General features: G+C 58.5%; 18 protein-coding genes. 11 read left to right on the forward strand and 7 right to left on the reverse strand.

The window, feature by feature from the left end:
- Positions 1-184 precede the first annotated feature (184 nt).
- On the forward strand, positions 185-676 hold the full coding sequence (locus FY156_28615) for a hypothetical protein (protein UXS05501.1): 492 nt from the start codon (positions 185-187) through the stop codon (positions 674-676).
- A 68-nt stretch (positions 677-744) separates the two neighbouring features.
- Here the strand turns inward: FY156_28615 and FY156_28620 are convergent, their stop codons facing one another.
- From FY156_28620 to FY156_28630, 3 genes are all read right to left on the reverse strand, one after another.
- Positions 745-1,596, reverse strand: coding sequence for a DUF3313 domain-containing protein (locus FY156_28620; GenBank protein UXS05502.1), 852 nt, complete (start codon positions 1,594-1,596; stop codon positions 745-747).
- Positions 1,597-1,772: 176 nt separating this feature from the next.
- Positions 1,773-3,110, reverse strand: a complete 1,338-nt coding sequence (locus FY156_28625) for a HAMP domain-containing histidine kinase (protein UXS05503.1) — start codon at positions 3,108-3,110, stop codon at positions 1,773-1,775.
- Complete coding sequence (locus tag FY156_28630; GenBank protein UXS05620.1) at positions 3,107-3,781, reverse strand: response regulator transcription factor; 675 nt, start codon at positions 3,779-3,781, stop codon at positions 3,107-3,109. Before FY156_28630 ends, FY156_28625 begins: the two co-directional genes overlap by 4 nt.
- A 190-nt stretch (positions 3,782-3,971) precedes the next feature.
- Between FY156_28630 and FY156_28635 the strand changes: the two genes are divergently transcribed.
- The 3 genes from FY156_28635 (at position 3,972) to FY156_28645 (ending at position 8,917) form a co-directional block, all read left to right on the forward strand.
- On the forward strand, positions 3,972-5,129 hold the full coding sequence (locus FY156_28635) for an efflux RND transporter periplasmic adaptor subunit (GenBank protein UXS05504.1): 1,158 nt from the start codon (positions 3,972-3,974) through the stop codon (positions 5,127-5,129).
- A 1-nt stretch (position 5,130) separates the two neighbouring features.
- Positions 5,131-8,307 carry an efflux RND transporter permease subunit gene (locus FY156_28640; GenBank protein ID UXS05505.1) on the forward strand — a complete coding sequence of 1,059 codons (3,177 nt, stop codon included), beginning with the start codon at positions 5,131-5,133 and terminating at the stop codon, positions 8,305-8,307.
- A 430-nt stretch (positions 8,308-8,737) separates the two neighbouring features.
- On the forward strand, positions 8,738-8,917 hold the full coding sequence (locus tag FY156_28645) for a hypothetical protein (protein ID UXS05506.1): 180 nt from the start codon (positions 8,738-8,740) through the stop codon (positions 8,915-8,917).
- A 319-nt stretch (positions 8,918-9,236) separates the two neighbouring features.
- Here FY156_28645 and FY156_28650 read toward each other — a convergent pair whose 3' ends face one another.
- Together FY156_28650 and FY156_28655 are read right to left on the reverse strand one after the other, a co-directional pair.
- Positions 9,237-9,899 carry a hypothetical protein gene (locus FY156_28650; protein UXS05621.1) on the reverse strand — a complete coding sequence of 221 codons (663 nt, stop codon included), beginning with the start codon at positions 9,897-9,899 and terminating at the stop codon, positions 9,237-9,239.
- Between the two features lie 153 nt (positions 9,900-10,052).
- A complete protein-coding gene (locus FY156_28655; GenBank protein ID UXS05507.1) occupies positions 10,053-10,679 on the reverse strand; it encodes an NADPH-dependent F420 reductase in 627 nt (208 codons plus the stop codon).
- 97 nt (positions 10,680-10,776) lie between these two features.
- On the opposite strand from FY156_28655, the gene FY156_28660 reads away from it, so the two are divergent.
- The 7 genes from FY156_28660 to FY156_28690 all read left to right on the forward strand — a co-directional run bounded on the left by FY156_28660 (position 10,777) and on the right by FY156_28690 (position 16,664).
- Positions 10,777-11,676 (forward strand): LysR family transcriptional regulator, encoded by a 900-nt coding sequence (locus FY156_28660; GenBank protein UXS05508.1) that lies wholly within the window; start codon positions 10,777-10,779, stop codon positions 11,674-11,676.
- A gap of 40 nt (positions 11,677-11,716) precedes the next feature.
- Positions 11,717-12,634: a LysR family transcriptional regulator gene (locus FY156_28665; GenBank protein ID UXS05509.1), complete on the forward strand. Its 918-nt coding sequence runs from the start codon at positions 11,717-11,719 to the stop codon at positions 12,632-12,634.
- Positions 12,635-12,738: 104 nt separating this feature from the next.
- A complete protein-coding gene (locus tag FY156_28670) occupies positions 12,739-13,146 on the forward strand; it encodes a DoxX family protein (GenBank protein ID UXS05510.1) in 408 nt (135 codons plus the stop codon).
- A 28-nt stretch (positions 13,147-13,174) separates the two neighbouring features.
- Positions 13,175-14,041 (forward strand): VOC family protein, encoded by an 867-nt coding sequence (locus tag FY156_28675; GenBank protein UXS05511.1) that lies wholly within the window; start codon positions 13,175-13,177, stop codon positions 14,039-14,041.
- Positions 14,042-14,044: 3 nt separating this feature from the next.
- Positions 14,045-15,004, forward strand: coding sequence for a glutathione S-transferase family protein (locus tag FY156_28680; GenBank protein UXS05512.1), 960 nt, complete (start codon positions 14,045-14,047; stop codon positions 15,002-15,004).
- A gap of 32 nt (positions 15,005-15,036) precedes the next feature.
- A complete protein-coding gene (locus FY156_28685) occupies positions 15,037-15,621 on the forward strand; it encodes a prolyl oligopeptidase family serine peptidase (GenBank protein ID UXS05622.1) in 585 nt (194 codons plus the stop codon).
- 11 nt (positions 15,622-15,632) lie between these two features.
- Entirely contained in the window at positions 15,633-16,664 is a 1,032-nt protein-coding gene (locus FY156_28690) for an LLM class flavin-dependent oxidoreductase (protein UXS05513.1), read from the forward strand.
- Between the two features lie 82 nt (positions 16,665-16,746).
- Here FY156_28690 and FY156_28695 read toward each other — a convergent pair whose 3' ends face one another.
- Together FY156_28695 and FY156_28700 are read right to left on the reverse strand one after the other, a co-directional pair.
- Complete coding sequence (locus FY156_28695) at positions 16,747-17,304, reverse strand: alpha-ketoglutarate-dependent dioxygenase AlkB (GenBank protein ID UXS05623.1); 558 nt, start codon at positions 17,302-17,304, stop codon at positions 16,747-16,749.
- 80 nt (positions 17,305-17,384) lie between these two features.
- Positions 17,385-18,341: a zinc-binding dehydrogenase gene (locus FY156_28700; protein ID UXS05624.1), complete on the reverse strand. Its 957-nt coding sequence runs from the start codon at positions 18,339-18,341 to the stop codon at positions 17,385-17,387.
- Positions 18,342-18,555 lie beyond the last annotated feature (214 nt).

Genomic DNA, 18,555 nt, shown 5'->3' on the forward strand with positions numbered 1-18,555 from the left:
ATCAGACGGTCGCGCCAGATAGCGTGGGAATAGAGGTCGGAATTTCGTGGGTGCAAGCCGTGAAGGCGACATCGAGCTTCCTTCCCCCACCACGAACTGCGCCTCGCGCGCTGCTCCTTCGGTGACATGCAGGCGATCGTTCGGATGCTTGCCGTGGAACTGATTCAGCAGGCGGTCGAGGCAGTTGCCTGACGTCAGGGCATGGACGCCGATCCGAAGTCTCGCCCTCTTCGACTCCGGCGTGGCAAAACGAAGCCTCTACAGCTGTTTTCCCTCCAAGGCAGATCTTCTCCGGCAAGTTGTTTTAACTTATTCAGACAATACGCTGGGTCGCCTGAAATTCAGCAAAAACGACAAACGCCCCCTGGACGAACTGCTCTACGACGGATGTATCCGCATTTTGGAGATCGTGCTTAGACCCGATGTCATCGCGATGGAGAGGCTGGTGCTATCAGAAGCGATCCGCGTTCCCGAGTTGACGCAGGGCGTCCAAATGGCCCGCCATCAGGGCGCACTCTATTTACTAGCCATCCTGGAGCACTCGCTTGCCGTGCCGGAGGGTGGCCGTGATGTTGTTTCCCCTTTTAGAGAGCCTGCCCTGCTTTCGAGTTGTCGCTACTCTGGCGAGGAAGAATTGCGGCAACATTACAAGGTGGTAATGCGGCCAGGATTTTAAGACGGACGGAAGGTCTGGGGTGTGGCCTTTGCTCCGTCCGTCCTACCGCCCGGGAAAGCCGGCCGATTTTAATACGTCGATGCCTGTTGTGTCGGGGTCTTCGGCTTCTTGTCGGTCCACTCGGGCGGTGCGCCGACCTTGTCGGCGACGATCCCGGCGAGACCCGGCGACCGACCGAACGCGTCACAGGCTGCGTATTTGGGCTTGCCGCCAAGTGCCGAATTCATCCGTTGCGCAGAGGGCAACGAGAGGTCGAGGCCCTTCGGCTCTTTTCCGCTAACGAGCATGCGCGAGAGATATTTTCCAAAATTTGCGGCGAGACTGTAAGCGTCCCCGACCTCTGACACGCGGGCATTGTTAGTGATCGAGTTGGCGCCCTTCGACCAGACGACAGCTGCCCGTTGGGTGCCGCTGATGTCTATAGCCTCGGCCTCGACCGCAAGGCCACCGAGCCCGACAGGCAGTCGCGGAATCCCGACCGGCAGGGCGAGGCTGCTGCCAAGCGAAACCGCGGTCGAAACACCGGCCATGGTCTTGTTGGTCGCGACAATATCGGTCACGACGGTTCGAACGGTCAGATCGGCAGGCTGACCCGTGAGGACGATCTGGTACTTATCGCTGAGCGAAACGCAAACGGCACGGTCAAGCGCGTTGGAGACCAGTGCCCTGTCTTGCGGTGACTTAATTCGCGAGGCGGCATCAAAAGAGAAAGTCGTCGGTACGATCGAGACTGTTCTCACGCCAGCTAAGCCCTGTGCATCAACAAAGGTGCGGGATTTGGTAAACTTGCCTTTCGGCGGGCTGAGCTGACTGTAAGACGTCAACGTCCCGCCCTCCTTTAGAGGAACGGACGTGCAGCCGGCGAGAAGAGCGGCCGTTGGCAGGACAAGCCACACTAGCCGGAAGCGATGCCTGCTCATTTTGTCTGCTCCGGAAATCGTCGCTTCCGGACCGTGTCTGTTGTTCACAATGCTGTCCCCTTGCTGATCGCAATGGGCGGAGGATGCGCGACAAGAATTGCGGCAACATTACAGGAATTGAGACGGTAACACTTCGATACTAGCCAATCGTCTGCGGCGTTTAGCCGATTGATGTGCTAGAAGCGGATCGCAAACGTCGTCCCAGCAGAAGAACTGTCGATCGTCACTTTTCCGCCATGGCGTGAAACGATCTGCCTGACAAGCGCCAGACCAAGACCAGCCCCCTTGCTACGAGGCGTTACCCGGTAGAATGGCTCGAAAATCAGTTCCTGCTGATCTGCCGGGATGCCCGGTCCCTGATCAGAAACAGAAATCACCGCATCAGAAGAGACGGCGACGACGATTGCGCCGGTATTACCTCCGTGATCGATCGCGTTGCGAACGAGGTTGGTGATCGCTCGCGTGAGCGCTGATGGGCTGCCCTTCCGCTTCAGGGTCTCAATCTCGCTCTCGAACGAGATGTCATAGCCTGCCGCGATAGCAACCGGGGCGAGATCCGCCACCACCGTCCTCGCGATGTCGACGAGATCCATAGTTTCCTGCAGGTCATCGGTCTGATCGTTGCGCTCGAAAGCCAGAAGCTGCTCGGCCGTGTCGGCAAGCCGCGCGACATCGTCGAGAAGACGCCGGCGCTCCCTGCCCTCATCCATGCCTTCGATGCGGGTCTGCATGATGGCGATCGGCGTCCTGAGTTCATGCGCCGCGTCGATCAGAAATCGCTGCCTGGCAAGGAACTGCTCTTCGAGTCGTTCCAGCATGCTGTTGAAGGCAACGATCAGTGGTGCCACCTCTTTTGGCACCTTGCTGATCGGAAGCCGCGTCCCCGGGCGACGGGGATCGATTTCCGGCGCCATTTTAGCGACGTCTTTCAAGCCTGCGAGCCCCCGGCCGACGATGCGCGGGATGGTCAGAAACAACGCTGGCAGCGCGATCGCCAACAGCGGGACGTAGATTGGCGCAAGACTGGTCAGCATCGTCAAAATATTGTCAGTCGTGCTGGTATTGCCGCCGTACATGACCCTGATTTCACCGAGAGGGGTTTCGATGGCGTCGATCGAGGCTTTTTCCTGCGTTCCGCTCGCGCCTCGAACGTCGCCATCTCTGATCAAGCGAACGTATGGCGCTAGACCCTGATAATAGTCGGGAGTGGTGCCGAAACTCACCAGTTGGCCGTCCTGAGTCGCGGCAACGAACCATAGGCGGTCGTTCTCTGTTTTGAACGATCGAAGTTGGGCGCTCTCTTTGATGACGAGTCGTCCCTGTTGATCGCGTGTTAGCGAACCCTCAAGCGCATGAGTCAGCCTGTCCTTCAGCCCGACATTGGGCGAGAGGATCATTGCGCCGTAAACGCACAATCCTACAATAACGGCGGCCACCACGGCGACAAAAACGAGGCTTAGTTGCCAGCTCAACTTCCACCAGAGTGAGGCGCTTGGGCGGGTCGTCTGCATCAAACCTCATCCTTCAGCAAATAACCGACGCCACGAATATTATGGACGGACACGCCAGCAGAGCAATCCGCCAGGCGCTTACGCAGCCGCGAGATGTGCGCATCGAGTGCGTTTGACTGGATCTCTTCCTCGTAATTGTAGACGGCCGCTTCCAGAACGGATCGCAGCACGGTTTTGCCCTGACGTTTGGCAAGCGCAATCAGCACCAGCAGTTCGCGGCGCGGAAGATCAAACGGACTTTTGTCCATGGTCACCGTGAGATTAAGCGGATCGATCGCCATGCGGCCGACGACGATCTTCGCTTCTACGACAGAAGCTGGACGGCGAAGCACGGCGCGTACACGCGCCATCAGTTCGTCGACGAGAAAGGGTTTGCCGAGATAGTCATCCGCTCCCCCGTCGAGACCCTCGATCCGCTCTTTCGGATCATTTCGCGCGGTGAGGACGATCACGGGGGTCAACACGGCTGCCCGCCGGAGCTTTGGAATAAACGTGAGGCCCTCCCCATCCGGCAAACGACGATCAAGGAGGATCACATCATACGTGTTCTGTCGTGTGAGTTCACCTGCGTCTGCGAGCAGCATCGCATGATCGATGACAATGCCTTGCTTGCTGAGCGCTGCCATCAAGGCATCAGCCAGTTCCTTTTCGTCCTCGACCAGTAGAAGTCTCATCCTGCTCACCACCTTTTCCACGTCTCCTTTTCTATTGTGAACGTTGCGGAAGAATTACGTAAACCCAACTTGAGCCGGTAATGCTGCTGCAATTGTCGGGCCCTAACCATGAGAACAACCGGTCGCCGAGATGTGCGACGAGGCTGCATCAACGCGGCCGTGTTGAACTCGATGAGGAAGGGTGCGCATCATGGCCTTCAAATGGTTTGCGAGAATTGCCAAGGCAGGAATGGTCCTGGGCGGCTGCACTCTTGTTTTCATGTATCTCGATCCCACTCGTGGCACGGTCGATGCCAATGAACGGGTCAAGGATATCGTCGCGTCCGTATCCGCATCACAGGCAAGCGGACCGCTTGAGCTGGCACAAACTGAAGTGACGAGTGTCGAGCCGGTTTCGATGGCAGAGCGTCTGCGCGTCAGTGGTGAGCTTCAGCCGATCAGCCGGGTAGTGATGCGGGCAAGAAGCGCCGGCAAGGTCCTCGGACTAGCCGTTCGCGAAGGCGAGCGCGTCAGGGCTGGCGATGTCGTTCTTCGCTTCGAGACGGATGATCTTCAATCGACGCTGTTGCAACGTGAAAGCGACCGCGACGCTGCCGAGGCCGAACTGACACTTGCCGTGCAGGCACTGAGCCGGATCGAACAGCTGGATGCAAAGAACGTCACGTCGAAAGAGCAACTGGAAAAAGCCAGAAGGGACGTCGCCGCGAACACATCTAAGGTGCAGAGCCTTTCGGCGCAGGTCGATATCGCCCGCGTCGCGCTGCGCGATGCGGACGTTACCGCCACCTTCGACGGCATTGTTGCGAGCCGCGCGGTCGAGGCGGGTTCGCGGGTCAGCGCGGATGCCGAACTGCTGACTATCGTCGATACCAGCACTCTCGAGGCGAAGGTCGTTGTCTCAACCCGCGATGTCGCACGCGTGGCTGCAGGGCAGACAGCCGAACTTCAGATCGACGGGATGGAAGGACAAACGATCCTCGGCGAGGTCGCCCGCATCAATCCGGTCGCGGACAATGGGACTCGGTTCGTCCCTGTCTATCTGCGCCTTTCCAATCGCGACGGACGGCTCTGGGGCGGGATGTTCGCGACGGGCTCGATCCTCGTTCGGGAAAAGGCCGGCGCCCTTGTCGTCCCGGCGATATCCCTGCGCAAGGACGAGACCGGCGACTATGTTCTGAAGCTGCACAGCGGCCATCTTCGACGCCAACGGGTTACGGTTGGACAGGCCTGGAACGGCGGTAGCCTGATCGAGATTGCCGACGGCCTGGTCGATGGCGACACGATCGTGACCGCGCTGCTGCCAGAGCTGAAGCCGGATGTCGCCGTGACCGTCAACAAGGCCGGCTGACATGTTCCTGACCCGCATCTCCGTCATCCATCCCGTCTTCACCACCATGATGATGGTAGCCCTGCTGGTGATGGGCGTCTTCTCGTTTCAGCGGCTGGGGCTCGACCAGTATCCCAATGTCGACGTTCCGATCGTCGTGGTGATGACGACCTATCCCGGCGCGACACCGGAAACTGTCGAGACGGAAGTCACCCGTCCCATTGAGGACGCGTTGAATGCCATCAGCGGCCTCGACGAGATTACCTCGACCTCCTACGAGGGACGCTCTGTCGTCACGGCAAGTTTTAAGCTCGAGGTTCAGGGCGCGGTGGCCGCGCAGGATGTGCGAGACAAAGTGGCGGCCCTTGAAGCCGGATTCCCGGAAGATGTCGACAAGCCAATCGTCTCGCGGTTCAATCCGTCCGATCAGCCGATCCTGTCCATCGCCATCAGTTCGACGTCGCTGGACGTCCCTGCCCTGACGACGATCGCTGATCAGCGCGTTGTCCGACAGTTGACCACCATCTCTGGCGTCGGTCAGGCGACGCTGGTAGGCGGCCAGAAGCGCCAGATCGACGTCGCCATCGACGATACGCGGATGCGCGCGCTGAGCGTTGGCATTAACGATGTGATCAATGCACTTAAATCGGGCAACAAGAACAGTCCGGCTGGCAGCGTTATCAGCACCTTCTCCGAACGGACTATTCAAATTCAAGGTCGGATCGAGCAGCCGCGAGACCTGCTCGACATGGTCGTCGCCCGTCACGGCGGGGGCCCGGTCTACCTGCGTGACGTCGCGACCGTCTCGGATGGTGCGGCCGACGCCGAGAGCCGGGCGCTCTATAATGGCGAAACGGCGCTCGCCATCGATATCGTGAAGGTCCAGGACGCCAATACGGTGCAGGTGGTGGCAGACGTCAACGCGCGTCTCGACCACCTCAACGCGGAACTCGCGTCGCAGAACGTACAGTTGCGCGTTGTTACCGATGCCTCGACGGCCATTCAGGAGTCCGTTTCCCAGGTTCAGGCGACGCTAATCGAGGGCACAGCACTCGCCGTTGCGATCGTTTTCCTGTTCCTTAACTCCTGGCGCAGCACCGTCATCACCGGCCTGACACTGCCGATCGCCATGCTCGGAACGCTGGCGGTCATCAGCTTCCTCGGCTTCACACTCAACACGCTGAGCCTGCTGGCGTTGACGCTCTCGATCGGTATCCTCGTGGATGATGCCATCGTCGTGCGCGAGAACATCACGCGGCATCTTCACATGGGCAAGTCACACATTCGCGCGGCGCTGGACGGCACCAACGAGATCGGGCTTGCGGTGATCGCCACGACCCTGACGATCGTCGCGGTGTTCCTGCCGGTCGCCTTCATGGACGGTATCGTGGGGCGCTTTTTCTACGAATTCGGCGTGACGGTCTCCGCCGCCGTGCTCATCTCGCTCTTCGTTGCCTTCACGCTTGATCCGATGCTGTCCAGCGTCTGGTACGATCCCGATGCGCAGCCGGACGCGAAGCGCGGACCCGTCGGCCGTTTGGTCGCGCGCTTCGATCACGGCTTCGAATGGCTGGCCGGTCAGTATCGGCATGTGATCGGCTGGACTTTGCGCCACCGTCTCGTGACGCTTCTTGCAACCGTCGGCATCTTTATTGGCAGCCTGTTCATGGTGCCGCTGGTCGGCGCGGAGTTCGTGCCCGGCGCCGACGAGGGCCGGTTCCAGATCAACGTCACCGCGCCGGTCGGCTCCTCCCTCGACTACACCGCGACGAAAGTGCGCCAGGTCGAGAACGCGCTCAGGGAGTTCCCCGAGGTCGAGACGATCTATTCGACGATCAACACGGGCGGGACGGTCGGCAAGCATCGCGCCGCCGTGCTGGTGCGCCTCGTTCCTCTCGAGCAGCGTAAACGAACCCCACTCATGCTGGCAAATCCGATCCGCGAGCGGCTGTCCGTCATTCCGGGCATCGAGATCGCCATCGTGCAGGAAGGGTTCGGCGGCGGGGACAGCCCCATCCAGTTAAGCGTGCTTGGAGACGACCGCGCGGTCATCGAGAAAATCGCCTCAGATCTTGCCGACGACATGCGCAGGATACCGGGCATGGTCGACGTGAATTCGAGCGCGAGGGAAGTGACCTTCATCCTTTCGGTGCGCCTGAAGCGCGAGGCGGCGAGCGATCTCGGCATGACCAGATCCGATCTTGCCGCCTCACTCTCGCCGCTTATCGGCGGCGAGGAGGTTTCAAACTGGACGGATACCACGGGCGAGACCTACGAGATTGTCGTGCGCCTGCCGAGCGAGCAACGCGCCGATGCGGCGATGATCGGCGAGCTTATGCTGACGACCGGGCGAACGGATGAAAATGGAGCGCCGATCCTGGTCCAGGTCGATCAGGTCGCCGATATCAAGGCCGTCCCGGCGGCTTCCGAAATCCGCCGCCTCGACAATCGCCGGGAGGTGCTGGTGTCCGCCGATGTATCGGGCCGCACGCTCGGCGACGTGACCAGCGAATTGCAGACGCTGATCGCCAACCGAGATTTGCCCGAAGGCTACCTCATCCGCTTTGGCGGGGAATCGGAGAACATGCAGGAAACAATGGGGCATATGGTGACGGCACTCGCGATGGCGGTGATCTTCATCTATCTGGTATTGGCCTCGCAGTTCAGTAGTTTCCTGCAACCGCTTGCCATCATGGCAGCCCTGCCCCTCTCGCTCGTCGGCGTGCTTCTCGGACTCCTGATCGCCGGAAGCACAATCAACATGTTCTCGCTGATCGGCTTCATCATGCTGATGGGCCTCGTCACCAAGAACGGCATCCTGCTGGTCGACTTCGCCAATCAGGAGCGCCGGCGCGGTCTTTCTCTCAACGACGCCCTGATCAGCGCTGTCGCCATCCGCTTCCGCCCGATCGTCATGACAACTCTAGCTATGATCTTCGGCATGATCCCGCTCGGGATGGCGGTGGCTGGCGGCGGTGCGCAGCGCGCTCCCATGGCCCATGCCGTGATCGGTGGGCTGATCAGTTCCACCGTCCTGACCCTGTTCGTAGTGCCGATGATCCTTTCCTATATCGACAGCATCACGCGGCGCCTGGCCCGCTTCATGCCGAAAGCGCCCGACGATCATGGTGATCAAACACCGCACTCCGGCACGCAGGGCAGCTACATCGAACAGCAGCCGGGCTCTGCAACATCCTGACCCGCCGGGACCGACAAAAAGGCGGCAAATGTGGGAAAGGCGTCGTTTGAAAAGTAACCTTCGTGGCCGTGATCGTTCTGGTGACTACGGCGTTCGTCTTTTTGATCATGCCCTATCACGGCGCCATGCTGTGGCCACGATCGATACGATCCTATTCTATCCTATGCATGAAATTCTCTGCCGGTGGTTCGGCGGACGTAGGAGCCTTGCCGCGGCCGCCAGGTCATCCGCTTTGTCCTGCATCGCCCCCGTATCGTTCTCGGACCGCTGGCTGATGAAGCTACGCGGCTCTAAAGTCCCTTAAGCCAGCGAGAGTTTGACGCCGTCCAGATCTTGCAGCGAATCCGCGATGCCTTGCCCTCCCCCATCGTCTATGTTCCGGACACATTCAAATCGGCGATCTGGACCAGATCCTGCAAATGTTGCATCCGTGACGAAGGCGACAGTCAAGGGTAACCGGCTTATTGCGTCGATGGAGGGCATCATCGGCGGATCGAGCTTCCCGCTGAAACGCATTGGCGCTGCCTTTTTGGCGAGAGCATTGGCGGCGCTGATGTCGCTTCTTCAGGTCATTAGTGCGGCGCTGGTCTTAATCCCGGCAGATTTCTAACCTGATCGGCAAGGATCTTAGCCCGTCCGATTTTCGCTGTTTGGCGTGAGCGGCTTTGCGCTAAGATCAGTCATTACCGCCTTGTTCGTGGCGGCCAAGTCCTCATTTGCCCTTGAGAACACGTCACCTGAGCAGTAAAATACTTAAAGGCCCAGCCACCAGGATGGCAAGAACGATGGCCGGATAGAGATATTGTAGAAAAAGGCGGACAATGTTGCTTGCGAATTTCATAGGCCTACACCTGATAGAGATCATCAGGTGTAGGCTGAGCTTTCCGCATTGCCGTAACATGACGGGCCCTTGGCCTGTCCAATTTTTTTCAAGGAGCAGGGGTTACCTTCAGGTTTCGGAAATAGGCCAGCGTCCCGGATTCCAGCCAGACGCCCACGCCGCCTCGTTGACCAGCTCCCAGTTTTAGATCGCTGACAATCAAAGCAGGTCGTTCATTACCGTCGAGATAGAGTTCTGCCCTTTCTCCGGATACGAGGATCTTCATGTGGATCCATCGTCCTAGGTCAAGCTCCGCGTAGCTCTCGTATTTTTCAGGAGATTCCTGCCTCAGCCTGTCGAAACGATAGTCTGGGTATGCTACATACTGCACACTGTGGTTGCGCCGCACCTGATCGCCCGCGGTACTGTTCGTCGGGCGCAGGTAGATGCTTTCAAAGCGGCCGTCCTTGTCGATACGGAAAGTAAGGCCGACAAAGCCACGTGCGTATGCTGGAGCATTCTCAACCAGTTCACTTGCCACTTCGATCTCGATGACGCCATCACCAAAATCTAGAGGCAGCCATGCCATGAAGTCCCGGTCCGAAAGCTTTTCCTTCTGCGGGTCTTGGATAGCCTCAGATGGCATCGCCATCCTGAAGGCTGGTTCACCCTTGTAGCTCGACTGTTCGAGCGAAACACCCGAAAGAGTGAAGTCGCCAACGGCGGGTGATGCAGAAGTTCCTGCTGAGTGGCCTTCGGCCGCAAAAAGCATTCCGATGGCGAGTGGCACTGTACGTACGAAATTCATTGTGTTCCTCCAGTTGCGTATCGCAGCCAAAACGTAAGTTAAGCGCAGTTCCACGATAATTTGCTTAGGCTGCAAGCCTGATGGACCGCAAAATTGCTTTCCATCAGGCATCTTCTGTCAAACGCGAACCCAGGCAGGCGCTACCGTCGGGCCCATACCGAGGAAAAAGCCGAAGTGGATGTTCATCTCTCCTATCGGTTCTAGAAAGCGGCTGTTGCTCAACGGGCCGGCATTGATAGGCTCGAACGACAACGTCTCAGCCAATTTGCGCACCTTCGCCGTTGCGTCCTCATCATCGCCAGCCACAAACACTTGCAGCGTCTTGCCCGTCCGGGCCTCCGGCGAAATCAGGCCCGCAAATATCGTGTTAAATGCTTTCACGACATGGGCACCACCTGCGAGCTTCTGAATTTCCTCGGAAGCGGACGTCGTGTGACCCAGGAGCAATTCCTTGTAGTCGGCAGTGATCGGGTTGGTGATGTCGATCAGGATTTTGCCCTTCAGGTCCCCGGCTTCTGCCAGAACTGGAGCGACGGCCTGGTACGGCAGCGCCAACAAAACAACATCCGCAAGCTTTATAGCAGCGGCGATACCCCCGCCTTCAACATGCGAGCCGATTTCGGCGGCAAGTGATGCGGCCTTGGCCGGATCCCGGTGACCCATGACGACATCAACGCCTCGAGCAGCAAATGCCCGGGCAAATCCAGAGCCCATGTTCCCTGTTCCAATGACTGCGACTTTCATTTCCATATCCTCTCTTTTCGACTAAAGACACTTTGCCTCTGAAACAAAATAAGATAAATCGCACGATCATCGCATCACTTGAAACGGAATGTTTTGAATGGATCGTCTGACTGGGATGGAAGTGTTTGTCAGAGCCGTGGACTGCGGCTCATTCAGCGCCGCGGCCGAAGCATTGCAGATGTCATCTCAGCTTGTCGGCAAACATGTCCAGAAGCTTGAGCAGCACCTGGGTGTCCAGCTTCTCCATCGCTCGACGCGTAGACAGAGTCTGACCGATTTCGGACGGATCTTCTACGAGCGCGCAAAAATCATTCTGGCCGAGGTCGAGACAGCCGAGAGCATGGCGGCAGAAACGCGCGCAGTGCCGGCAGGACGCCTGCGCATAAATGCCCCTGTGAGCTTCGGCATGCGTAGCCTTTCCCCACTCCTCCCCCAATTCCTGAAGCTGTACCCGGAAGTGTCTGTTGAACTGACACTGGCCAACCGCGCGGTGGACCTGATCGACGAAGGCTATGACGCAGTGTTTAGGGTTGGAGAGCTCTTGGACAGCGGGTTAATCGCTAGACGGCTTTCACCATATCAACTGGCTCTTTGCGCATCGCCCAGATATCTGGCGAAAGCACCGCCACTGACGTCGCCGCAAGACTTGACACGGCACGAATGCCTTGGATTCTCCCATACGGCACTGCGCACCCACTGGACCTTTGATGGCCCGGACGGCCGGCAGGTCATCCCCGTCACAAGTCGGCTTGTGGCAGATCATGGCGAGCCCTTGCTTTGCGCGGCTTTGGAAGGCTTGGGGATTATGTTGCAGCCGTTAGAACTTGTGCGCGACTATCTCGCCGATGGTCAGTTGGTCGAGCTCCTTCCGGACTACGTGGTGCCGACCCGGCCCTTGCACATCCTCTACGCGCCGGATCGACGACTGACGCCAAAACTGAGAAGCTTCCTAGATTTCGCCGTCGCGAATTTCTGTGCTGATGTTGGCGACTGTTGACGACGCAGGGGCCGCCCGATTCATGTAAAGGATGAGTGCCTTGGACCGACTTGAATGCGACCGCATGTTTGTAGCGGTTATAGATACGGGCAGCTTCGCAGCCGCAGCTGCCCGTTTGGGAACGAGCACCGGGCAAGCGTCGAAACTCGTATCACGGCTCGAGAAAGAGCTAGGTGTACAGCTCCTCATGCGTACGACCAGGGCATTGTCGCTGTCGGAGGTCGGTAGGGCTTATTACGAACGGATAAAGGCCCTTATAGATGATTTCGATTCTCTCGATGCGTCTGTGCGTAATGCGTCTGGCGCGCCTTCAGGCAGACTGCGGATCACGGCACCCATCACATTTGGCACGACCCAATTGACGCCAGTGCTCATTTCGTTTGCCGCAGTCTACCCGGATATTCAACTGGACATCAGTTTTTCCGATCGAGTCGTCAATCTTGTCGACGAAGGATTCGATGCAGCAGTCAGGATCGGCCAGCCAACCGATAGCAGCCTGATCGCACGGAAGCTCTGTGCCGCAAGAATTGTCCTCGTGGCGTCTCCGTCGTATCTGGATGCCAGGGGCATACCGACCCTCCCCGGTGAGCTTGTCGACCACGACTGCATCATAGACACGAATTTTCGAGACCCGCTATCATGGCGATTCAGGATAGATAACAAGCGGCAACCCGTCGGCACCGACGTCCGCGGGCGCCTGCATTTTTCCAATGCCGAAGCATGTGTCGCAGCCGCCGACGCTGGGCTGGGGATTGCTCGTGTTCCGAGTTTTGTCGCTGGAGCCAGACTACGGGCAGGATCGATCAAACCCGTTCTCGGCCGATATGAGGATGAGCCCCTGGGCCTTTATGTAGTGTTTCCGCCAAGCCGGCACTTGGCGCTCAAGGTCAGAGTGCTGGTTGATTTCCTGGCCGATGCCTATCGCGGGAAGCCTTCGTGGGATGATGCCTGGAGTTGATTGATTCCAATTTGGAATCAATTAGCCTCCTCTTGATGGGATAATCATCGATAGGGAATTGAGACATATTCCGGTCAGAGATTAACCCAATGAGAGTTTAAATCATGATCGACACTCGTACTGCCCCCTACGCAGCGCTACTCCTGCGCGTCGCCCTTGGCCTGCTTTTCCTTGCCCATGCCGGGCTCAAGATCTTTGTCTTCACGCCGAATGGAACCGCTGGCTTCTTTGCCTCGCTTGGCCTTCCGGGCTGGCTCGCATACGTCACGATCCTTTGGGAACTGGCGGGCGCTGCCGCGCTGATCTTGGGCATCTGGCCGCGTCTCGCAGCCATCGCCGTCATTCCGGTGCTGCTCGGTGCGATTTTCACCGTTCACGGCAAGGCCGGTTTCTTTTTCGATAACCCGACTGGCGGCTGGGAATTCCCAGTTTTCTGGATCGTCGGCCTGATTGTCCTGGCACTGATCGGTGATGGCGCAAAGGCACTGTGCCCGACCCCAGTTCGCAAGTAACCTTTACGCCATTCGAACGGAAGCAACCATGAGCACGGCACATAGTTTGAAGACTGGCATCGGCAAAGTGAGCTTGTCGGTCAATGACCTTGACCGTGTGAGCGGCTTCTACCAGGAGGCCGTCGGCCTCCACCTGCTTAACAATGATGCATCGACCGCGGAACTTGGCGTCGATGGAAAGACGCTACTCGAACTGCGGCGTGATACGACAGCGCGCCGCCGCTCGCCGCGCGAGGCCGGATTGTTTCACACGGCCTTCCTGCTTCCCTCCCGCGCCGATCTCGGCCGCTGGATCAAGCACGCGATGAAAACCCGGCCGCCAGTGGTGGGCGCTTCAGATCACGGCGTGAGCGAAGCCCTCTACCTGTCCGATCCGGAAGGCAACGGCGTCGAGATCTACTCGGACCGACCAGTCCTCTCATGGCAATGGAAAGATGGTCTTTTGCATATGCCAAGCGACGAACTCGATATCGATGCCGTCGTCGCTACAAGCGGTGGCGAAGACTGGAATGGTTTTCCCGAGGGATCAACGGTCGGCCACGTGCATCTGCAGGTCGGTGCGATTCCCGCTGCGGAGACTTTCTATAGCAACGTGCTCGGCTTTGCAGTCACATCACGATATCCCGGTGGGACATTCTATGGTGCCGATGGTTACCATCATCACCTCGCAACGAATATATGGAATAGCCGCGGCACCGGCGCACGCAGCTATCCAAGCACAGGTCTCGCAAATATTGAGATCGTCGCAAGCGAGGATTTTCGGTTATCCGTCAGCGCCAAATCGACAGAAGCCAAAATTTCAACAGCCGAGAAGCAAATGGGTCTGACATTGAACGATCCTTGGGGTACCGAGATCAGCATCATTGCACCGGCACCCCAGAATATCCAGGAGTAAGCAATGCTTGTAGAAGGTAAATGGACTGCCGACTGGCACCCGGTTCAGGCGAGCGATGCCAAAGGCGGTTTCGTCCGTCAGGTCTCCGGTTTTCGCAACTGGATTACGCCGGACGGAAGCGCCGGGACGACTGGTGAAGGCGGGTTCAAGGCTGAAGCCGACCGCTATCACCTCTATGTCGCGCTGATCTGCCCCTGGGCATCCCGCACTCTCATCGGCCGCGCTCTAAAGAAGCTCGAAGAGGTCATATCGGTCTCGGTCGTCGAGCCGGCGCTATCCGACCAGGGCTGGCACTTTGGCGAATATCCGGGATCCGATCGCGATACGCTCAATGGTGCCGATTATCTCCACCAGATCTACACGAGTGCCGATGCAGTCTATACCGGTCGGGCGACAGTACCGGTCCTTTGGGACAAGGAGCGCCGCACCATCGTCAATAACGAGTCCGCCGACATTCTGCGAATGCTCAATTCCGGCTTCGGCGTATTTGCGGATAACACCATCGACCTTTACCCGGAACACCTGCGCGTCGAAATCGACGCCTTGAATGAGCGGATCTATCCAAAACTCAATAACGGCGTTTACCGGGCTGGCTTCGCGATCACGCAGAACGCCTATGAAGAAGCATTCGCCGATGTATTCGGCATGCTCGACGAACTCGAAACTCGCCTGGAGAGCCAGGGTCCTTATCTGTTCGGCGATCGCCTGACGGAAGCTGATGTGCGGTTGTTCGTCACGCTGATCCGCTTCGATGCCGCCTATAACGGCCTGTTCAAGTGCAATTTGCGCCGGCTTGCCGATTATTCCCGCCTCAGCAGCTATGTGGAAAACATCCTTGCGATCCCCGGCATTCGCGGCACGGTCAACATCGACCACATCAAACGCGGCTATTACTCGATCAAGGCACTCAACCCGAACGGCATCGTCCCGGTCGGCCCGCAACTGCCTTTTGAGCATGCATAAGGATTCAACCAGTGTCTGAAAATCTCGTCATCATGCTTCACGGCGTCGGCTCGAGCGGCGACGACCTTGCACCGCTTGCAAACTCCTGGAAGGACGATCTGCCGGGCGCTGTTTTCGTCTCTCCGAATGGGCCGAGCCCGTCGAGTTTCGGATCAGGCTATCAGTGGTTCAGCGTTGCCGGCGTAACCGAGGAAAACCGCAGTGGCCGCATCGAGCAGGCGCGGCCTTCCTTCGATCAGGTGATCTCTGCCATTGTTGAAGAGAACGGGTTTGCCGAACGGCTCGACCGGGTCGCCTTCGTCGGCTTCTCCCAGGGCACGATCATGGCGCTTGATGCGGTAGCTTCCGGGCGCTGGCCCGTCGGCGCGGTTATCGGTTTTTCCGGACGCCTAGCCTCTCCGGTTCCACTTGAACCGGCTTTACAGACGCCGATCCTGCTGGTGCACGGGAGTGCTGATCCGGTGATCCCGGTTGCGGAAACCACAAAGGCCGCGGCTACGCTCCAAGCCCTCGGCATGACGGTGACCACGGTGATCCTGCCTGGACTGCCTCACACGATTTCTGCCGAAGGTGCAGCCCAGGCGGGTCGTTTCCTGGCTGAAGTCATCAGCAAATAGGAACCTCGAGCATGGAGATCGGTCTTTACACATTCGGCGACCTGCCGATTGGCACTCGCGGACCGGAAGCATCGAAGCGCCGGCTGCTGGAGATCGTCGAGGCAGCGAAGCTTGCCGACCAGGCAGGCCTCAATGTCTTCGGTGTCGGAGAACATCACCGGCCGGACTATACGATCTCCGTACCTGTCGCCGTGATGGGGGCCATAGCGGCAGTCACCCGCGATATCCGCATCACCACGGCAGTGACCATCCTCTCCTCGTCCGATCCGGTCAGGATTTACGAGGAACTCGCGACGATCGACCTTCTGTCGTCCGGGCGCGGTGAGCTGACCGTCGGACGAGGAGCCTTCATCGAATCCTTCCCGCTGTTCGGGTATGATCTCTCAGATTACGATGCGCTCTATGAGGAGAAGCTGGAGCTGCTCCTCAAGATCGCCGCGGGCGATGAGATTACCTGGCGAGGACGATTTCGCCCCGCACTCGACAGAGCCGAGATCGCGCCCCGACCCTATGCTGCAAAGCCGCCGATCTGGGTTGGCGCTGGCGGAACGCCGCAAAGTGCAATTCGTGCCGGTCGCGCCGGCGTTCCGCTCAATCTTGCCAACATCGGCGGAGAACCAGCGACCTTCCGGCCGTTCGTCGATCTCTATCGCAGAAGCTTTCGCGAAGCGGGACACGATCTGGCAGACTGCAAGGTGGGAATATCCAGCCACCTCCATATTCAGCAAGACAGCCAGTCTGCGCTCGACGAATTCTATCCTCACTATTCGCGATATATCGGTCATAACCTGCCGAACGGCGACGATGGCTGGAAGGTCTCGCGCCAGGACTACGAGCGCCTCGCCGGTCCAAGGGGTGCGCTGTTCGTCGGGAGCCCGCAGCAGATCATCGACAAGATACTCTACGAGTATGAGTTGTTCCGTCACGACAGGTTCATGGCGCAGATCGATATCGGTGGCCTTCCGTTCAACAAGGTGGCCAAAGCGATCGACCATCTGGGATCCGAAGTGCTTCCCGCGGTGCGTAAGGCGACTGCAGCGTGATTGAAGCCAGACGATGCGCAAAAGCCTCTGAGCGTAGTCGCCGAAACTTGATGAAGCCCGACAGGCGATCAACGACGCTTAGTTATCGGCTCGACTTGGCAAACGCAAACCAATGTCGGCTTGCTGCTGTCAAACGGAAGGTAAGGTTGATCCTCTCCCGTGTCACCTGTTTGGTGCGAGCCACACCGTGCTGCCAGTTGCGTTGGGTTTCGCCAGACATCACAAGAAGGCTGCCGTGCTCCAGCACCAGGCGAACAGTTTTCGAGTGGTCATCGCGACGCCTGAGGTCAAAGCGGCGTTCGGCGCCAAGACTGATCGATGCGATAAGCGGCTCAGGGCCGAGTTCAGGTTCGTTGTCAGAATGCCAACCAATCGCATCGTCGCCGCTCCTGTAGAGGTTTGCCAGCATCGAGTTGAACTTTGAGGCGCAGATCGTTTCGACACGTTCTCGCACCATCTCAAGCAGCGGCGTGAAGGCGTGCGGGGTCAGAACATGCGCCAGTGTGGAATAGGTGTGCACGACGTCACCATACCAACTGCTCAGACGTGGTTGTGGAATGACGCGGTCCTCGATCTTAATCGAGTGCTGCTCCCAGACGATATCGCGACGAAGCAGATTGAAGAGTTCGTCGGCCGACATGCCGAGATCAGGGGCTGGATGATAGACGACCTGAGCGCCGTCGAGCGGCAGGTGACGGGTTTCGTTGAAAAGATCCATACCTATTCCGTGACAATTACGATCTTGCCATCGGCAGCATTCGCTTCCATGCAGGCGTGGGCTTCAGCGATCTGATCGAGCTTGAAGACCTTGCCGATCTTGACTGCAATCTGACCCGACGCCACATCGTTGACCAATTCCTGGAACGGCATCTCCATGAAATCCTCGGGCTCACCGCTGTAGATTGTCAGTGCCACTCTGTTCGGGATTGAATCCATGGGTGCGAAATCATTCAGCACCCACCGGTTTCCGACCATACCTGACATGCAGACGATGCCGTTGCGATCAGTGGCCTTCAGCGAATCCTCCAGCGTCGTTGTGCCAACCAACTCGAGCACCTTGTCGAACCTATGGGCTCCAGCATGAATATTGCCATCATCAACAATTACCCGTTGCGCCCCGGTTTCCCATAACAGGCCCGCCCGATCCTCGCTGCGCGTGGTCGCGCTGACGTGGGCTCCTGCACGTCTGGCCAGACCGATCGCCGCCATGCCGACGGATGTCGTCCCGCCACGGACAAGCAAGCGCTGGCCCGCCTGAAGCTTCAAAGCGGAGAACAAGGATCCCCACGCAGTTTGTAGCATCTCGGGAAGAGCGCCCAATGTCTCCCAAGGCAGTGTGGCCTTGAGACGTTTCACCTGCTTGGCGGGAACGCAGACGTACTCGGCATAGCTGCCGTCGAAGGCCCGGCCCATCCCGCCCATGACGGTCGCGACGATGTCGCCGGATACGAACTCGCCCGACGGAGCGCTATCCACCGTACCAACCGCCTCTATTCCAAGGATGCGTGGAAACCTGACTTCCGGCGAGTGACCTTGGCGCGTAAACAGTTCTGAGCGGTTGAGACCGAACGCCTTGACCTTGATCCTTACCCTGCCGGACTGCGGTACAGGAATTTCGCGCGCCTCAATGACGAGCGCTTCCGGACCGCCGGGCGCATGGATGACTGCTGCTTTCATTTGCATAATATCGCTTTCTCCAACCACGGCACCCCCTTTTACCAGCGCCGAACTCACCGGCAACGACTGCTCGTACTGTTGGAACGCCACGGTGAGCGCAAGCGCAAAGACTGGCATGGTACGAAGCTCATTGCCACCATGGATTCAACACCGAATGAGGCACATTCATTCGGTAACGTAAAGATCGCGGCACCAAGAGCATCGTGGCTATTTG

Origin of the sequence: Agrobacterium tumefaciens, from assembly GCA_025559845.1 — a bacterium.
In the GTDB taxonomy this organism is placed as follows: Bacteria; Pseudomonadota; Alphaproteobacteria; order Rhizobiales; family Rhizobiaceae; genus Agrobacterium.